Genomic DNA, 17,281 nt, shown 5'->3' with positions numbered 1-17,281 from the left:
GGATACCGGGGGCCCGCACGCCCAGTGATCACGCCTTTATTTCAATCGCCCGAGTGCGCTTGGCGGCTGTGCTCAGCGCAAGGCGTAATCGGCGACGATGCCGAGGAATATCGCAAGGCCCGCCCAATGATTGTGCAGAAAGGCCTTGAAGCAGGCATCGCGCTCGCGCAGGCGCGTGCTCCAGAATTCCCAGGCGAAGCAGGCAGCCGCGACCAGCAACCCCATGTAGAAAAAGGCACCCAGCTCAAAGCGCGAACCGGCCAGCGCCAGACAGCCCAGCGCCAGACCTTGCAGGGACAAAATGATCACGCGGTCGGCATCGCCAAACAGCACGGCGGTGGATTTCACGCCGATTTTCAGGTCATCGTCGCGATCGACCATTGCGTAGTAAGTGTCGTAGCCCACTGTCCAGAGCAGGTTGGCGATGTACAACAGCCAGGCTGCGGCAGGCAGCTCGCCGGTTTCAGCGGTAAACGCCATCGGCATTCCCCACGAGAACGCGGCACCCAGCACCACCTGCGGGTAATAGGTGTAGCGCTTCATGAACGGATAACAGGCAGCCAGCGCCAGCCCGCCAAATGACAGCCAGATCGTCGTGCTGTTGGTGAACAGCACCAGCACAAAACTCAGGCTGACCAGTACGGCAAACAGAACCAACGCTTCACGCGAACTGACTTTACCGCTGACCAGCGGGCGTTGTTCGGTACGCTTTACGTGACCATCGACCTTGCGGTCGGCGAAGTCATTGATCACGCAGCCCGCCGCGCGCATGAGGAATACGCCTGCCACGAAGATGAACACCGTGTTCAGCGACGGCGAGCCCTTGCCTGCGATCCAGACCGCCCACAGGGTTGGCCACAGCAACAGATAAATGCCGATCGGCTTGTCGATACGTGTCAGTTGGACAAAATCCCAGGCGCGTGGGCTCAGGCGATTGAGGGATTTGAGCAGGGACAGGTACATCAGGCGTGGTCCTTGTTATGAATCGCATTCCACAGGGCGGGCAGAAAAACTTCGGCAACCAGCACGCTCAACGCACCGCGACTGAATTGTGAGCGGCGTGCCCACAGCCCGGAAACTGCATCGGCATCAGGCAGCCAGCTTTGCGGGTAATGACACACCTGGAGGGTGCCGCGGTCGAACGCCGGGTCGCTGAACAGCAATGCGCCCAGCGAGCGGGTACCCAGTTCGTCCATGTGCAAACCGCCGTGTTGCAGCGCGTCCCGTGCGGCGACGCTACGGGCGAACACCCAGTTTTCGCCGTTACCGCGCAAGTACACCTCGCGCACCCAGCCTTCGCTGGCTGCTGGCAAGCCCAAAGCGGCGCATTCGTCGTCGCGCAACGCTTGCCAGCCTTCAAACAGGGGAACGATATCGAAGCCGCCGTCAGACAGGCGGTCCAGTCGGCGTGTAAGGGATTGCTGATTGAATAGCCAGCCGAAAAATACAGGTGTGGGCGTGTCAGTCAGTTGCTCGCGCTCAAGCCAGTCAGGGGTAACGAATACGGGGGAATGCTGGGTCACAATAAGTCAGTTTCGACGGCCAACGAGGCAGCGAGCTTATCACGATTGCCTGGCTTGACCGCCGACCGGCAGAGCAACAAGTCATAGAATCAGGCTTGCATCCGGGCCTTGTGATCAGTACAACGCCCGTTCAGGTGGCAATCGACCGCCGCACTACACTTAGCCTGATAACCAAGAGAATCAAAACATGAAGAAGTGGCAATGCATTGTCTGTGGCCTGATCTACAACGAAGCCGATGGTTGGCCGGATGACGGAATTGCCGCCGGCACACTCTGGCAGGACGTGCCTGAAGACTGGCTGTGCCCGGATTGCGGCGTTGGCAAGATGGACTTTGAAATGATCGAAATCGCCTGATCGTTCTTCGGTAACACTGAGCAGAAAAACATTGAGCAGGAAAAAACAATGAGTGCACCCGTCGTCATCGTCGGCACCGGTCTTGCGGGCTACAACCTCGCTCGGGAGTTTCGCAAGCTGGACGCAGACACACCGCTGCTATTGATCACGGCCGATGATGGCCGCTCCTATTCCAAACCAATGCTGTCCACAGGCTTTGGCAAGAACAAGGAAGCCGACGGCCTGAGCATGGCCGAGCCGGGTGCAATGGCCGATCAGCTCAAGGCCGAAATCCGAACGCACACGCGTATCAGCGGCATTGATCCTGGCCACAAACGCCTGTGGATCGGTGAAGAGGCGGTGTATTACCGTGATCTGGTGCTGGCCTGGGGGGCTGAAACCATACGCGTGCCGGTGGAAGGCGATGCCAGCGATGCGGTGTTCCCGATTAACGACCTGCAGGATTACGCGCGCTTTCGGGCGGCGGCTGCGGGCAAGCGCCGCGTATTGATTCTAGGGGCAGGCCTGATTGGCTGCGAGTTTGCCAACGACCTAATGCTGGGCGGTTACGAAGTGGACCTGGTTGCGCCCTGCGAACAGGTCATGCCGACCCTGTTGCCGCCTGCTGCTGCGGCGGCCGTCAAGGCCGGGCTTGAAAGCCTGGGGGCACGTTTCCACCTCGGCCCGCTGCTGACACATTTGCAACGCGCAGATGATGGCCTGCAAGCGCATTTGTCGGACGGGCAGGTGATTGATTGCGACGTGGTGGTTTCGGCCATTGGCCTGCGGCCGCGCATCGATCTGGCCGCCGCTGCCGGCCTGCAGACGGGGCGCGGCATTCTGGCGGACCGTCAGTTGCAAACCTCCCACGCCAATATCTACGCGCTGGGTGATTGTGCTGAAGTCGACGGTCTCAACCTGTTGTATGTCATGCCATTGATGAGCTGTGCACGCGCCCTGGCCCAGACGCTGGCTGGAACACCGACGGCCGTGAAGTATGGCCCCATGCCGATCACTGTAAAGACGCCGGCGTGTCCGCTGGTGGTTTCCCCTCCGCCGCGCGGTACTGACGGGCAGTGGAGCATCGAAGGGCAGGGGGCTGATATCAAGGCACTGTGTCACGACACTGGTGGCAATCTGCTGGGTTACGCACTGACCGGCACTGCGGTTATGGAAAAACTCGCACTGAACAAGGTTTTACCTGCGTTATTGGCATAATTTCGCGGCATTTTGTCGGATATACCACGGTTTTTTGTCAAGAAACCATGCCCGTGCACTGGCGCGGGCCACGCCAGCATGCCATCCTCGGTCTGTCTGCCGCTACGTAGAGCCGTCGCGGCGCCTTGTTGCCGCTTTTCACGAGCGGCGCGGGACATAAAAACAAAAAACCGTTAAAGAGGCTTCATATGCGTAAACCAGATGTTGCAGCCGCTATTGCTGAAAAAGCGGATCTCACCAAAGAACAGTCCAATCGCGTTCTCAATGCCATTCTCGAAGAAATCACTGGCGCACTGCACCGCAAGGACAGTGTCACGCTGGTAGGCTTTGGCACGTTTCTACAACGCCATCGCGGCGCCCGGACTGGCAAGAACCCACAGACCGGAGAGCCAGTAAAAATCAAGGCAAGCAACACCGTAGCCTTCAAACCGGGGAAAGCCCTGAAAGACAGCGTCAACCCTTGATACCTGGTCGCGCGCCTCGGCGGGAGGCGCGTTACTGAAATGCGGGCACACCATTCAGTTGGCGTGCCCGTTTTTGCATCTGGCGTGTCGTACGGTTCAGGCGCGAGCGCCTGTGGTGAGAATAATCCTACTGAATTTTGTACAGCAGCCTTCCTGAACACTGGCATTTGCCTGACATTTTCTTGTTTCGCATTCCCCTAGAGTGCCGCTCCTGCTGCACCCCTTAAAATTACTCTTGGGAAATCTCGAATGAAGAAGCTATGGATGTCTGCTGCTGTTGCGGCGCTGATCGCCACCACCAGTGGTTGCGTGAGCTACAACGTCAGCCAGCCAAGCGCACCGCTGGAAGGCACGGTCAAAACCGACCTTAAAGCGGACGTCAAGGTCGGCGGCACCATCACCGGTGAGTCCTCCACCAATGTGCTGTTCAACTTCCTGAGTTTCGGTGGCGACAACCATTTTGCCGATGGCGTGACCTACGGCGGCGCGAGTGGTGGCGGTGGTCTTGGGCTGGCGCTGCCTGACCCTGTATCGACCGCCAAGGCGGCTGCTGCCTACAAGGCAGTCAATTCCTCGGGTGCCGATCTGATCGTGGCACCACGTTATGAAGTCAGCGTTCAGGACTACTTCATCTTCAAGAAGGTCAACGTGAAGGTAACGGGCAGCAAGGGCAGCATCAGCAGCATTCGCTGATTAGGCGACGGTGCTGCTTTCCATGCGGAGCAGCACCTGGTTGTGGATTAAGGTTTATGTACCGATCTTCGTCGAAATAGATCTTTCCTTGCAGGCTTTTCCCTTCAACCTACTACACTGTACTAGCCACCCGGGCTCTGATGACAGGGTCTGGTTCACGCCGAGGAACTGTATGAAATTTCGCTTTCTTCTTTGGATGCTGGGCCGAATGATGGCCCGCGCCAGTAGAGACAATCCTGATTTCCAGCAGCAGTTGGCTGGCAAGAACCTTACCTTTCAGTTGCAGACCATAGACGGCAGGATTGCGCGCCATTTCGTGGTTCAGGATCAACGCATTCGCACAGCGAGCGGTGTAGTGGCAGAGCCTGCCTTTGCCATCGCGTTTCGTGACGCAGCGTTCGGTTTTGCCACACTTCAGGCAAAAAACAAGCAGTTGGCGTTCATGAGGGGCGTTCAGGACAAGGACATTCAGATCAAGGGCAACCCGGCCTTGGTAATCTGGTTCCAGGGCCTTACCAAGTACCTCAAGCCGAAAAAGAAAGCAGCCTGATCAAGGCAGTTGCAGACCGCCTGCTGCTTTGTGCAGCGCGCGAAGGTGTTCGCCCATCTGTTTCAGATTGTTTTCGTTGGCTGCGATTTCCTTGGCCCGTTCAGGCTCCAGCAATGCGCGCACTTCCTTGTCGAGATCGCCGGTCAGGCGCTTGAGCTGTTTCTGGCGCTGACTGCTTTCTGCCTCAAGACGCTGCCATTCACTGGCCTGCGGCAAGCCATAACCATCGCTGCCCAGCAGCTCGGCAGGGCGACTCAGAAAGCCGCTGCTGGCAAGAATCTCCTGCAGCGTCGTGGTTGCCTTGGAAACCCTGCCGTCGTTCAACTGCCGTGCGCCCAGATAGCGTTGCTTGACTTCATCCTGTGCCAGCAGCAATTGCCGACGCAGGCTCGCCTGTTCCAGTAGCAGGATGGCGGCACTGGTGCGCAGGTCAGCCTTCTCGAACCATTGGCTGCGTTCGCTGGCGGGCAGGGTCATCCATTCTTCGACGGTGTTCTGCTTGATCGGCAGGTATTTCTTCAATACCTCGAACATCGCCTGATAACGATCGCGGTAGGAGTCGAATCGATAGCCCAGACGCAGCGCTTCCTTGGGGTCGTCCAGCACGCTGGTATCCGCCAGCCCACGGCCTTTAAGCACTTCAAGCAAACCGTTGGGCAGAATGCTGTCCAGGCCGACCAGCTTGGGATTGTGCGTGCCGCTGCGCAACAGTTTGAGGTTTTCAACCGCGCAGTTGTTCGAGAGAAAGTAGTAGTTGCCGTCGTAGCTCCAGTGCATCTCGGCAGCATGCTGAACCAGCCCTTCGATCTCCGGGCGGGACAGCGTGATCGGCACCGATGCCAGGCTGCGCAGTTCGGTCTTGGTGTATTCATCAATGACCTGAGCAAGCGGCAGGACAAACAGCCGTGACGGGTACGCACCCATCAGGCCATCCCAGCTCGAGAGCTGCACGTCGCCGACAAACGCCCGGTAAGACAGGACCAGATGCTGGTCGAGGTCCAGTCGGCAATCCGGGCCGCGCGGGCGACCGGGTTTGCAGATCACCAGCCGCAACATGCTGTGACCCCAGCGGCTTGCCCAGTTCTGGTTCGCCTCGGCCAGCAGGTAATCGACCGCATAGACCCGCTCCGGGTCCAGCTTGCCCAAGGGCTCTCGGCCGAAGTCGCTGCCGGCGTTCAGGTACGGGTAATACGTCGGGCACTCATCGCGTGCCGCAGGTGCCCAGCCGAAGCGCTGCTTGTAATAGGCATACAGCGCGGGGCGACGGCAGGCGTAGGCCGGGTCGAGGAGAAAATACTCCATATTGACGGCCACGAATTCCAGCGGGCTGGTGGTTTCGTAAATGTCCGGGCTGCGCGCGACCTGGCCGTTATGTTCTTCGCGTTCACCGCGGCGTCCGACATATTGCTGCCAGCCGGCGAGGTCCAGCAGGCGCGGATCGTCGCTCAGGGTGAAGCGTCGTTCGGTCTGACCGCGACAGCTGTCGGGCAGGCCGATCTTGCCCAGCGAACTGTTGCGCGAGGCGCAGCGGAAAATAGCCGCCTTCTCGGTGGGTGACCACAGACGAGCGCGGTCGTACACGTGGGTCAGTTCATGCAGGACGGTGGCGAGCATTTCCCGGCGAACCGTGCCATGCGGGCGGCCTGTCTGGGCTGTGGCAGCCGAGCCGTCGGTCAACGCAGCCAGCAAATGGCTGTTGAGGTACAGCTGATAAGGGCCGGCAGCCTGGCCATAGGCGTTTTGCGGCATGTCACCGGACCAGCTCACCTCGACGGTGCGGTCCAGCGTCTCGACGAAGCTGGGCGGCAGCGCCTGCATGGCTTCGTCGAGCAGCGTCTGGCTGGCTTGCTGTTGGGCGGCGCTGAGGCCATCGGCCTGCAGTTCCAGCTTCAGGCTGGCAAAGGCAGGTGTCCCGACCAGCGACAGCGCGCCAGCAAGCAGCCAGGCGCGAAACCGCCTCACAATGCGAGGATTGCTTCAGCCAGGGTCTGGTCGCTGGCACCGCGCGCTTCCGGCACGCGAGTACGCAGCGTATCGAAGGCTGCGTCGAGCTGGGCTCCGTGAATGTCGCCGCCGCTGGCAACGTAGCTGGCGGCATCGTCCTTGGCCTGGATGACAACCTTGGAATCACGGATCGACGTGGTGGTGTCCGAGGTAAAGTCGATGGTACGGCCGAACGCGCGAACGATGATGTTGCTCGTGGCCACAACGGTCTGAGCCTGGGCAAGATCGGCCAGCAACAGCAGGCCAAGTGAAGCAGCAGCAATCAGCGGGGTACGCATGTAGTGACGTCTCCAGTTACGCAAAGAGGGGAAAGTGGCTATTGGACGAGGATTGCCTGCGCCAGTTCAAGGTCGCTGGCATGAAGTTTTGCATTTGCCTGGCGCAGAGCGAGCAAGGCCGATTCAAGCCTCGCACCGCGCATTGCTCCACCACTGGCGACAAACGCTGCAGCGTCGTCCCGTGCCGCGATGATCAGCTTGTTATCGAACGGTGCCGTTGTGACCTGACTGGTGACATAGCCGGTGATGACCAGGCTTTGTGTGGTCGTATCGAACGCTTGAACCTGACTGACAACGGCCAGGCTGGCAATGGGTGCGATAAACAGAAGGTGCAGTAAACGCATGGCTTTCACGAACCGGCAAAACAGGCCTCAAGGCTAGCGCAATGCTCTGGCACGGGCTACCCCGACACGTGGCCGGGGCGTTATGTGTCAGATGGCCAGAATGGCCTGCGCCAGCTGGTTGTCGGTGGCTTGCAGTTCAGGCAACTGTTGGCGGATGTGCTGCAGTGCGCCTTCAAGGCGAGCGCCGCGAATCTCGCCGGAGCTGGCCACGAAGCTGGCTGCATCTTCACGCGCGGCCAGAACGATCTTGTCGTCCTTGAGAGACGATGACACTTTGGAGGTGGCGCGGGTCGCCGCGTTGACTGCATCGACCACCGCGTCAGTGGTCACGATGAAGCTTGAGGCGTTGGCGCCTGCTGCTGCGGTCAACAGGATGGCAGCGCCAAGGGTACGTAGCAGAGACATGATCGAATTCCATCGTGGACAAAAGGGCATAGGCTGCTTGCGAAGCCAAAGGGCTTGGGTAGAGCGCTAGATTATCCCAGCGGTACCGCGCTTGTCATGGCGGTCGACGGCCTGTTGTCATCTAACATGCGATATTTGGTAACTGTACAGGCTTATTTTTGACATAACTAAAACTGTACTGCTGCTTGGGAATCAGCCTGTATTGTAAGCCTGAAACGACAAAACCCGCCTCGGTTGCCTGAGACGGGTTTTGTATGAAGCAATTCGGGGTGCTGGTGGGAGACCTTTGGAGGTCTGGGACCAGCGAGCGCTAAATTAGCGCCAGAACGGCTTGCTCAGCTCTTCGTAACGCTGGGATTCGCTGATACCGGCGTCAGCCAGCAGACGGGAATCCAGGCGAGCCAGTTGATGGCGGCTGGACAAGCGACGCTGCCAGAGCATCAGGTTGGCGAATACGCGCAGAGGCAAAGAAGCTTTTGCAGTGTTGACGGTGCTTTCGCTGAACAGATCGGAACTGATTGTACGTTCCATGGTGTGACTTCCTTCCGCTTGTGGCGGGATTAGTGAGTTGCTTGACTGGTGCCCATTTTCCTCGTACGCGTCCAGCTTCGATAGACACAGTTCAGCTGTATTGTGAGGGTTCAGTTAACTGTGATCGGGCACTGTTTTGTTCATAAATGGGGCAACTGTACCGGTCGGCACCAATCCAGTGCGTTTTATGCTCGATTGTGGTGATTTTGGTGTTTTAAGGCAGTTTTATGACCGGTACAGAAGTACAGTTTTCTCGGATACCGCTCAGCAGCACCAGGAAGTGATCAAGCAAAGGTCTCGATCACTTCCAACTGTCCTGTTCAGGTCGGCAGCATGCGCCCGGTTTCTTCCAGGTTGATGTGCCAACTCAGTGCTTCCCGAAGGATGTGCGGCGTATGCCCGCCCAGCGCGCAGGCGGCGTCGAAATAGGCGTTCAACGCATCGCGATAATCAGCATGTACGCAGTTATCGATGATCACCCGCGCCCGCTCGCGAGGTGCCAGCCCGCGTAAATCGGCCAGCCCCTGCTCGGTCACCAGAATGTCGACGTCATGCTCGGTGTGGTCGACATGGCTGACCATCGGCACAACGCTGGAAATGGCACCGCCCTTGGCAATCGACTTGGTGACGAATATCGCCAGGTGCGCGTTGCGCGAAAAATCCCCAGAGCCGCCAATGCCGTTCATCATCCGCGTGCCACAGATGTGGGTGGAGTTGACGTTGCCGTACAGATCGAACTCCAGCGCGGTATTGATCCCGATAATCCCCAGGCGCCGGATGACTTCGGGGTGATTGGATATTTCCTGCGGGCGCAGCACCAGCCTGGATTTATAGCGGTTGAAGTCGGCAAATACTTCGGCGTGTTTGGCCGCTGACAGGGTCATGGAGCTGCCGGAAGCAAATGTCAGTTTGCCGGCGTCGAACAGGTCGAATGTCGAGTCCTGCAATACTTCGGAATACATGGTCAGGTCAGTGAATGGCGATTCCAGCAGGCCATGCATGACTGCGTTGGCGATGTTGCCAATGCCCGCCTGCAGGGGCATCAGTTTGTCGGTGAGCCGGTCTTCGCGCACCTCCTTCTTGAAGAACTCCACCAGGTGGTTGGCGATGGCCTGAGTGTCTGCGTCAGGTGGCGTGACGGTGGAAGGCGAGTCAGGCTGGTTGCTGATAACGATGCCGACGATCTTCGCCGGGTCGATCTTCACCGCATGGCTGCCGATGCGCGAATCGGCTTCCAGCACCGGGATCGGCAGGCGCGTCGGCCGGTAGCTGGGTATATAGATGTCATGCAGGCCTTCCAGCTCCAGAGGCTGGGACAGGTTGATTTCCACGATGACCTGTTTGGCCAGAATAGCGAAACTGGCCGAGTTGCCAACGGAGGTGCTCAGCACCAGGTGGCCTTCCTCGGTAATTGCCACACACTCGATCACCGCCAGGTCCACGGCCTTGATCTGCCGATTGCGCAACAACTCGACGGTATCGGACAAATGCTGGTCGATGAACATCACCGTGCCGTTGTTGATCGCCTTGCGCAGAGTGCTGTCGACCTGAAACGGCATGCGCCGGGACAGCACGCCGGATTCGGTCAGTTGCTTGTCCAGGTCATTGCCCAGGCTGGCACCCGTCATCAGGCTGATTTTCAGCGGTGTCACCTTGGCGCGCTCGGCCAGCGCATGCGGCACGGCCTTGGCTTCGCCTGCGCGGGTGAAGCCGCTCATGCCGACGGTCATGCCGTCTTCAATCAATGCAGCAGCATCGGCTGCGCTCATAACCTTGCTCATCAGGGAGGGCAGGCGGATACGGTCACGGTACATGGGATCTGTCTCGTAGATAGAAGCGAGCGACAAGTCTAGAGAACCGGGCCTTGTTCGTCCCGCTACCAAGGTCGCATTTAAGGGCTCTAATGGGCGGCTTTAGCGCAAAACACTGTTACGCGAAATGTAAAAAGCCCCGGTCGCCAAGCGAGCCGGGGCTGTGCTGAAGCAGGGTCAGGCTAGGCGTTTTCCACAGCCTTCACCATGTCCTCGATCACCTTTTTGGCGTCTCCGAACACCATCATGGTTTTATCCAGATAGAACAGCTCGTTATCCAGTCCTGCGTAACCACTGGCCATCGAGCGCTTGTTGACGATGATGGTTTTGGCCTTGAAGGCTTCCAGAATCGGCATCCCGGCAATGGGCGATTTCGGATCGTTCTTGGCGGCCGGGTTGACCACGTCGTTGGCACCGAGCACCAAAACCACGTCAGCCTGGCCAAACTCGGAGTTGATGTCGTCCATCTCGAACACCTGGTCGTAAGGCACTTCCGCTTCGGCCAGCAGTACGTTCATGTGCCCCGGCATACGCCCGGCAACCGGGTGAATGGCGTACTTGACGGTGACGCCACGGTGCACAAGCTTTTCTGTCAGCTCCTTGAGGGCATGCTGCGCGCGAGCCACAGCCAAGCCGTAACCCGGCACGATGATCACGGTGTCGGCATTGGTCAGCAGGAAGGTTGCATCGTCTGCCGAGCCGGACTTCACCGGGCGCGCTTCCTTGGCGCCTGCAGGCCCTGCCGAATCCGTTGCGCCACCGAAGCCGCCGCCGATCACGTTGAAGAACGAGCGGTTCATCGCCTTGCACATGATGTAAGACAGGATCGCGCCAGAAGAACCCACCAGCGAGCCGGCGATGATCAGCATCGAGTTGTTCAGCGAAAAGCCGATACCCGCCGCTGCCCAGCCTGAATAACTGTTGAGCATCGAGACCACGACCGGCATGTCGGCGCCGCCAATCGGGATGATCAGCAGCACGCCGATCACGAACGCAAGGGCAAGCATGATCGCAAAGGCTGTGAGGCTGCCGGTGAACATGAAAGTCAGGCCAAAGAACAGCGTGGCCAGGCCGAGCGCCAGGTTGAGCTTGTGCTGCCCGGCAAACTGTACCGGTGCACCCTGAAACAGCCGGAACTTGTACTTGCCCGACAGTTTGCCGAAGGCGATCACCGAACCCGAGAACGTGACCGCGCCAATGGCCGCACCGAGGAAAAGCTCCAGACGGTTGCCCGCCGGGATAGCGTCGCCCAAGTGCTGAACGATGCCCAGTGACTGGGGCTCGACCACAGCGGCAATGGCAATGAACACCGCCGCCAGGCCGATCATGCTGTGCATGAACGCTACCAGCTCCGGCATTTTGGTCATTTCGACACGTTTTGCCATGATCGAGCCGGCGGTTCCGCCTACCAGCAGGCCGACCACGATGTAGCCAATGCCGGCGCTAGTGCCTTCAGCGCTGGAAAGGGCTGCCAGTTTGAACACCAGGCCTATCGTGGTGATAACCGCCAGACCCATGCCGAGCATGCCGAACAGGTTGCCGCGGCGGGAGGTGGTCGGGTGTGACAGGCCTTTGAGTGCCTGGATGAAACAGATCGATGCAATCAGATACAGCAGCGTGACCAGATTCATGCTCATGACTTTGGCGCCTCGTCTTTCGCTTTGGGTGCCTTTTTCCTGAACATCTCCAGCATTCGCCGCGTGACCAGAAAACCGCCAAACACATTCACTGCAGCCAGCGCGACGGCCAGCGTGCCCATGGTCTTGCCCAGCGGCGTGACAGTGAGGGCAGCGGCGAGCATGGCGCCGACAATCACGATGGCAGAGATCGCGTTGGTAACGGCCATCAAGGGCGTGTGCAGCGCAGGCGTGACGTTCCAGACCACGTGGTAGCCGACATAGATGGCCAGCACGAAGATGATCAGGTTATAGACGCCGGGGGAGATCAGCTCTTCCATGGGTGTGTCCTCAGCCGTTTTTGCGTACGACTTGACCGTCGCGGCACATCAGGCACGCGGCGACGATGTCGTCTTCAAGGTTGATCGAGAATGTGCCGTCTTTGTCGAACAGCAGCTTTATGAAGTCCAGCAGGTTGCGGGCGTACAGCGCGGATGCATCGGCGGCGACCAGTGCGGGCAGGTTGGTGTGCCCGATTAGGGTGACGCCGTGCGCGACGACAACCTCATCCGCCACCGTCAGCGGGCAATTGCCGCCTTGTGCAGCCGCCAGGTCGATCACTACCGAGCCGGGCTTCATCTGCGCCACGGTTTCGGCGCTGAGCAGCACCGGTGCCTTGCGGCCGGGGATCAGGGCGGTAGTAATAATGATGTCCGCCAGCCTGGCCCGCTCGTGAACGGCTGCGGCCTGGCGCTGCATCCAGCTGGCGGGCATTGGCCGGGCATAACCGCCGACCCCTTCGGCGCACTCGTGCTCTTCATCGGTCTCGTATGGCACATCAATGAATTTTGCGCCGAGCGATTCGATCTGCTCTTTGACTGCCGGCCTCACGTCGGAGCCTTCCACCACTGCACCCAGCCGTTTGGCAGTAGCAATGGCCTGCAGGCCTGCGACACCTGCGCCGAGTATCAGCACGCGTGCCGCTTTGACGGTGCCAGCTGCGGTCATCAGCATCGGCATGAAGCGCGGGTAGTGGTGCGCGGCGAGCAGCACGGCTTTGTAGCCGGCAATGTTGGCTTGCGAAGACAGCACATCGAGGCTCTGGGCGCGGGAGGTGCGTGGCGCGGCTTCCAGGGCGAAAGCGGTGACGCCGCGATCGGCCATCTTGCCGATCAGCTCGTTGTTGAACGGGTTGAGCATGCCGATGACCACCGAGCCGCTGTTTATCAGTGCTAACTCGTTATCGTTCGGCGCGACGACCTTGAGGATCAGCTCACCTGCAAACGCTTCGCTCGCCTCACCTATGACCGCGCCTGCGGCCTCAAAAGCGCTGTCTGGAACGCTGGCCTGAATACCGGCGCCGCGCTGCACGGTGATCCTGTGTCCTTGGCTGATCAGCTTTTTGATAGTTTCCGGGGTGGCAGCCACCCTGGTTTCGCCCGCTTGCGTTTCGAGAGGAACACCAATGTGCACGACAAATCTCCTGCGCGATTTTTTATCGTTTGTAGGTAGGCCAGGGCACTACGGTTGGTGCGTCTGGCTGGTGCGTCTGGAACGGTCAATCAACGCGCCCTTTCGAGCAGGCGCGGGGCATTTTGCAGGCGATGTTTCCAAGCATCAATATATTCTGTAACGAAACTATAGATGAACTACAAGTCACGCTGTGACTTATTGTCGCAGTATTCCCGTGAAGCGCTTTGGCTGCGGGTGTTTGAGCGTTAATCCACAAAAAATACAGGTGATAAAACTTTTTTTCGAAAAACGCCGGGGACCAAGCTGAAATCAATGGAATAACCCCGTAAATATTGAGGGGCTAGTTCGATTATCGAGCTTTTTAGCGAGTTGTCCCTATGCGACATAAGGTTATATATGTAGGGGGATTTGGCATATCACTACCTTTAAGCGAGTGTGTGTTCTTTGTCTTGCGGCAGTGAGTAATCATGGGCCTGATCGACCAGCCAGTCGCGAAATGCGGTCAATGAAGCAGACTCTACTTTTCGCTCGGGGATCATCAAGTGATAAGCCTTGTTGCTGGGCAGGGCGCTGGTGCTGGCGATCACCAAGCGTTTTTCGTGCAGTTCACGCTGGATGAGAAAGGGCGGGATCAGCGCCACGCCCATGTCGTGCATGGCTGCCTGCGCCAGCATCGAGAACAGCTCGTAGCGAGGGCCGGTCATGTCGCGGGCAACGTTCAGGTTCTGCGCGTTGAACCATTGGCGCCACGCATAGGGGCGGGTGGTCTGTTGAAGCAGCGGCAGCTCGGCCAGCTCGCTGGCCTTGAGGCTGCCTCGCCCGCCCAGGAATGAAGGGCTGCACACCGGCAATGAGTTTTCGCCCATCAGCCTGTGTGACTGGGTGCCGGACCAGTCGGCGTCGCCAAAATAGATGGCGGCATCGAAGTCGGTGTCGGCGAACAGAAACGGGCGCGTGCGGTTGGTCAGATGAACCGTGACATCAGGGTGCTTGTGCTGAAAGTCTTTCAGACGCGGCAATAGCCATTGGGTGCCGAAGGTGGGGACTACGGCCAGCTCGATGGCATGCGCGCCTTGTTCGCCCATGACCGAAAGGGTGTCCCGTTCGACGGCGTCCAGCTGCTGGGCAACACGGCGGCTGTAGGAAAGCCCTGCTTCTGTAAGCTTTACGCCCCGCCTGGAGCGTCGGAACAGTTCTATGCCGAGGAACTCTTCCAGCCCGCCTATCTGCCGGCAAACGGCGCCCTGCGTGAGGGAAAGTTCATGCGCGGCTTTGGTGAAGCTCTCATGGCGCGCGGCTGCCTCAAAACTCACCAGGGCGGTTGTACTGGGTATTTTGCGTCTCATGTACTTTCTTCTCACTGATCTTTTTGTTGTGGGGCCATTAACCGAACTTCGGAGTGAGAAATTAGCACAGTGCCTTGATAAAACCTCGATTGTCGCAGGGGTAAGCCGGGGCTAGGATCGTTACAGGATTTTTCAGCTGAGCGTGAGGAACAGACATGAGCGGTAAAGCGAGCTTTAACTGGATCGACCCATTGTTGCTGGATCAACAGCTTTCTGAAGAAGAGCGCATGGTTCGCGACACTGCCGAGCAGTTCGCCCAGGGCAAGCTTGCGCCGCGTGTGCTGGAAGCGTTTCGTCACGAGAAAACCGACCCGGACATCTTTCGCGAGATGGGTGAAGTGGGGCTGCTGGGTGCGACCATCCCTGAAGAGTTCGGCGGCAGTGGCTTGAATTACGTCTGTTACGGGCTAATCGCCCGCGAAGTAGAGCGCGTTGACTCGGGCTATCGTTCGATGATGAGTGTGCAGTCCTCACTGGTCATGGTGCCGATCAATGAATTCGGCACGCAGGCCCAGAAAGAGAAATACCTGCCCAAACTGGCGTCTGGCGAGTGGATCGGCTGCTTTGGCCTAGCCGAGCCCAATCACGGCTCCGACCCTGGCGCGATGATCACCCGGGCAAGGAGTGTCGAAGGCGGTTATCGCCTGAGCGGCAGCAAGATGTGGATCACCAACAGTCCGATCGCGGACGTGTTCGTGGTGTGGGCCAAGGACGACGCTGGTGATATTCGCGGTTTCGTTCTTGAAAAAGGCTGGGCGGGGCTGAGTGCTCCGGTCATTCATGGCAAGGTCGGTTTGCGCGCGTCAATCACCGGCGAGATCGTCATGGACAATGTGTTCGTGCCCGAAGAAAACATCTTCCCGGACGTGCGCGGTCTCAAAGGTCCTTTTACCTGCCTTAATTCGGCACGCTACGGTATTTCCTGGGGTGCGCTGGGTGCGGCTGAATTCTGCTGGCACACCGCTCGGCAATACACCCTTGATCGTCAGCAGTTTGGCCGTCCGCTGGCAGCCAATCAGTTGATCCAGAAAAAGCTCGCAGACATGCAGACCGAGATCACCCTGGCGCTGCAAGGCTGTCTGCGATTGGGGCGTATGAAAGACGAAGGCATTGCGGCGGTGGAAATCACCTCGATCATGAAGCGCAACTCCTGCGGCAAATCTCTGGATATCGCGCGCATGGCTCGCGACATGCTGGGCGGGAACGGGATTTCCGACGAATTCGGCATTGCGCGCCATCTGGTCAATCTGGAAGTGGTGAATACGTATGAAGGGACGCATGACGTTCATGCGTTGATCCTGGGGCGAGCGCAGACCGGTATTCAGGCTTTCTATTAAGGAGGGCTGATCATGGGTGCGCTTTCACATATAAGAGTGCTCGATCTTTCGCGTGTTCTGGCCGGACCCTGGGCCGGGCAGATCCTTGCTGATCTGGGCGCTGACGTCATCAAGGTCGAGCGTCCGGGCTGTGGCGATGACACTCGCGCCTGGGGGCCTCCGTTTCTTAAGGATGCGGCCGGGCATAACACCAGTGAGGCGGCTTATTACCTGTCGGCCAATCGTAACAAGCAGTCGGTCACCATCGACTTCACGCGACCTGAAGGGCAGAAGCTGGTCAGGGAGCTGGCGGCGAAGTCCGATATCGTCATAGAAAACTTCAAGGTTGGTGGGTTGGCGGCTTACGGGCTGGATTATGCGTCGCTCAAGGCAATCAACCCCCGACTGATCTATTGCTCCATTACCGGTTTCGGTCAAAGCGGTCCATATGCGACTCGTCCGGGTTACGACTTCATGATTCAGGCGCTTGGCGGTCTGATGAGCCTTACCGGTTTGCCGGAGGGCGAGGAAGGTGCAGGTCCGGTGAAGGTCGGCGTCGCGCTGACCGACATTCTGACCGGCCTGTATTCAACGACCGCAATCCTTGCAGCTCTGGCTCATCGCGATCAAAGCGATGTAGGGCAGCATATTGATATGGCGTTGCTGGACGTGCAGGTGGCCTGCCTGGCCAATCAGGCCATGAACTACCTGACTACCGGGGTCGCACCAGAGCGTCTGGGCAATGCCCATCCCAATATCGTGCCCTATCAGAGTTTTCCGACTGCCGATGGCGACCTTATCCTTACGGTGGGTAACGACAGTCAGTTCAGGAAGTTTGCCGAAGTGGCGGGGCAGTCGCAGTGGGCAGATGATCCGCGTTTTCTGACCAACACGCTGCGAGTGGCTCATCGTGCTGAACTGATCCCGCTGATTCGGCAGGTGACGGTTTTCAAGGCGACCGCTCAGTGGGTGGCCGTACTGGAGGCTGTGGGTGTGCCGTGCGCCCCGGTCAATGATCTGGCCAAGGTGTTTGCCGATCCGCAAGTTGTGGCACGCGGGTTGGCGATTGAGCTGCCCCATGCACTGGGTGGCAAGGTCCCGCAGGTCGCCAGCCCGATTCGTTTGTCCGAGACGCCCGTTGAATACCGTAGGGCGCCGCCTATGCTGGGCGAACATACAGCTGTGGTACTGGAGGAGCTTCTCGGTTTGGGCGGTGATGAGGTTGCATCGCTGCGAGCCGCAGGTGTGCTGTAGCTATATAAAAGAGTGTTTTTAAAGCGCTTCTCTATATAGCTACGGCGCTAACGGTTAATTTCAGGTTTTTTGAAATTAACGGTTGACGCCCTCTGTGATGTGTCTATAATTCGCCCCACTT

19 protein-coding genes are annotated in these 17,281 nt (G+C 58.7%); 7 read left to right on the top strand and 12 right to left on the bottom strand.

Features of this window, described 5'->3' with window-relative positions:
* Positions 1-72 precede the first annotated feature (72 nt).
* Together ubiA and QRN38_RS14910 are read right to left on the bottom strand one after the other, a co-directional pair.
* A complete protein-coding gene (gene ubiA / locus QRN38_RS14915) occupies positions 73-963 on the bottom strand; it encodes a 4-hydroxybenzoate octaprenyltransferase (protein WP_007245012.1) in 891 nt (296 codons plus the stop codon).
* Positions 963-1,523, bottom strand: coding sequence for a chorismate--pyruvate lyase family protein (locus QRN38_RS14910; protein ID WP_007245013.1), 561 nt, complete (start codon positions 1,521-1,523; stop codon positions 963-965). Before QRN38_RS14910 ends, ubiA begins: the two co-directional genes overlap by 1 nt.
* Positions 1,524-1,710: 187 nt before the next feature.
* On the opposite strand from QRN38_RS14910, the gene QRN38_RS14905 reads away from it, so the two are divergent.
* The 5 genes from QRN38_RS14905 (at position 1,711) to QRN38_RS14885 (ending at position 4,782) form a co-directional block, all read left to right on the top strand.
* On the top strand, positions 1,711-1,878 hold the full coding sequence (locus QRN38_RS14905) for a rubredoxin (RefSeq protein ID WP_003383136.1): 168 nt from the start codon (positions 1,711-1,713) through the stop codon (positions 1,876-1,878).
* A 48-nt stretch (positions 1,879-1,926) separates the two neighbouring features.
* Complete coding sequence (locus QRN38_RS14900) at positions 1,927-3,075, top strand: NAD(P)/FAD-dependent oxidoreductase (RefSeq protein ID WP_057419137.1); 1,149 nt, start codon at positions 1,927-1,929, stop codon at positions 3,073-3,075.
* Positions 3,076-3,263: 188 nt separating this feature from the next.
* Entirely contained in the window at positions 3,264-3,539 is a 276-nt protein-coding gene (locus tag QRN38_RS14895) for an HU family DNA-binding protein (protein WP_003383132.1), read from the top strand.
* A gap of 249 nt (positions 3,540-3,788) precedes the next feature.
* The gene (locus QRN38_RS14890) at positions 3,789-4,232 is read left to right on the top strand and encodes a hypothetical protein (protein ID WP_057419138.1); all 444 of its coding nucleotides are present in this window, start codon (positions 3,789-3,791) and stop codon (positions 4,230-4,232) included.
* Positions 4,233-4,404: 172 nt separating this feature from the next.
* Complete coding sequence (locus tag QRN38_RS14885; protein ID WP_024667547.1) at positions 4,405-4,782, top strand: SCP2 sterol-binding domain-containing protein; 378 nt, start codon at positions 4,405-4,407, stop codon at positions 4,780-4,782.
* On the opposite strand, the gene QRN38_RS14880 is transcribed toward QRN38_RS14885, so the two are convergent.
* The 10 genes from QRN38_RS14880 to QRN38_RS14835 form a co-directional block, all read right to left on the bottom strand.
* Positions 4,783-6,744 carry a DUF7844 domain-containing protein gene (locus tag QRN38_RS14880; protein WP_057419139.1) on the bottom strand — a complete coding sequence of 654 codons (1,962 nt, stop codon included), beginning with the start codon at positions 6,742-6,744 and terminating at the stop codon, positions 4,783-4,785.
* On the bottom strand, positions 6,741-7,064 hold the full coding sequence (locus QRN38_RS14875; protein ID WP_003383126.1) for a DUF2388 domain-containing protein: 324 nt from the start codon (positions 7,062-7,064) through the stop codon (positions 6,741-6,743). The genes QRN38_RS14880 and QRN38_RS14875 overlap by 4 nt, the downstream gene beginning before the upstream one ends.
* A gap of 38 nt (positions 7,065-7,102) precedes the next feature.
* Entirely contained in the window at positions 7,103-7,408 is a 306-nt protein-coding gene (locus QRN38_RS14870; protein WP_011105515.1) for a DUF2388 domain-containing protein, read from the bottom strand.
* Positions 7,409-7,495: 87 nt separating this feature from the next.
* Complete coding sequence (locus QRN38_RS14865) at positions 7,496-7,813, bottom strand: DUF2388 domain-containing protein (RefSeq protein WP_005768387.1); 318 nt, start codon at positions 7,811-7,813, stop codon at positions 7,496-7,498.
* Between the two features lie 315 nt (positions 7,814-8,128).
* The gene (locus QRN38_RS14860; RefSeq protein WP_003383123.1) at positions 8,129-8,344 is read right to left on the bottom strand and encodes a DUF1127 domain-containing protein; all 216 of its coding nucleotides are present in this window, start codon (positions 8,342-8,344) and stop codon (positions 8,129-8,131) included.
* Positions 8,345-8,664: 320 nt separating this feature from the next.
* On the bottom strand, positions 8,665-10,158 hold the full coding sequence (scpC, locus tag QRN38_RS14855; RefSeq protein ID WP_005768390.1) for a succinyl-CoA:acetate CoA-transferase ScpC: 1,494 nt from the start codon (positions 10,156-10,158) through the stop codon (positions 8,665-8,667).
* A 179-nt stretch (positions 10,159-10,337) separates the two neighbouring features.
* Positions 10,338-11,792 (bottom strand): NAD(P)(+) transhydrogenase (Re/Si-specific) subunit beta, encoded by a 1,455-nt coding sequence (locus QRN38_RS14850; protein WP_005768392.1) that lies wholly within the window; start codon positions 11,790-11,792, stop codon positions 10,338-10,340.
* Positions 11,789-12,112, bottom strand: a complete 324-nt coding sequence (locus QRN38_RS14845; protein WP_002555867.1) for an NAD(P) transhydrogenase subunit alpha part 2 — start codon at positions 12,110-12,112, stop codon at positions 11,789-11,791. Before QRN38_RS14845 ends, QRN38_RS14850 begins: the two co-directional genes overlap by 4 nt.
* Before the next feature lie 10 nt (positions 12,113-12,122).
* Positions 12,123-13,244: a Re/Si-specific NAD(P)(+) transhydrogenase subunit alpha gene (locus tag QRN38_RS14840; RefSeq protein ID WP_122223078.1), complete on the bottom strand. Its 1,122-nt coding sequence runs from the start codon at positions 13,242-13,244 to the stop codon at positions 12,123-12,125.
* A 425-nt stretch (positions 13,245-13,669) separates the two neighbouring features.
* Positions 13,670-14,590 (bottom strand): LysR family transcriptional regulator, encoded by a 921-nt coding sequence (locus tag QRN38_RS14835; RefSeq protein WP_005768397.1) that lies wholly within the window; start codon positions 14,588-14,590, stop codon positions 13,670-13,672.
* Between the two features lie 155 nt (positions 14,591-14,745).
* On the opposite strand from QRN38_RS14835, the gene QRN38_RS14830 reads away from it, so the two are divergent.
* Positions 14,746-15,927, top strand: coding sequence for an acyl-CoA dehydrogenase (locus QRN38_RS14830; protein ID WP_285362433.1), 1,182 nt, complete (start codon positions 14,746-14,748; stop codon positions 15,925-15,927).
* 9 nt (positions 15,928-15,936) lie between these two features.
* Positions 15,937-17,160, top strand: a complete 1,224-nt coding sequence (locus tag QRN38_RS14825; protein ID WP_174518915.1) for a CaiB/BaiF CoA transferase family protein — start codon at positions 15,937-15,939, stop codon at positions 17,158-17,160.
* The last annotated feature ends 121 nt before the right edge of the window (positions 17,161-17,281 follow it).

Origin of the sequence: Pseudomonas sp. CFBP2511, assembly GCF_030209255.1 — a bacterium.
GTDB classification, from domain to species: Bacteria; Pseudomonadota; Gammaproteobacteria; order Pseudomonadales; family Pseudomonadaceae; genus Aquipseudomonas; species Aquipseudomonas avellanae.
Note: the sequence above shows the minus strand (reverse complement) of the source record. Positions and strands in the feature narration are given on the sequence as shown.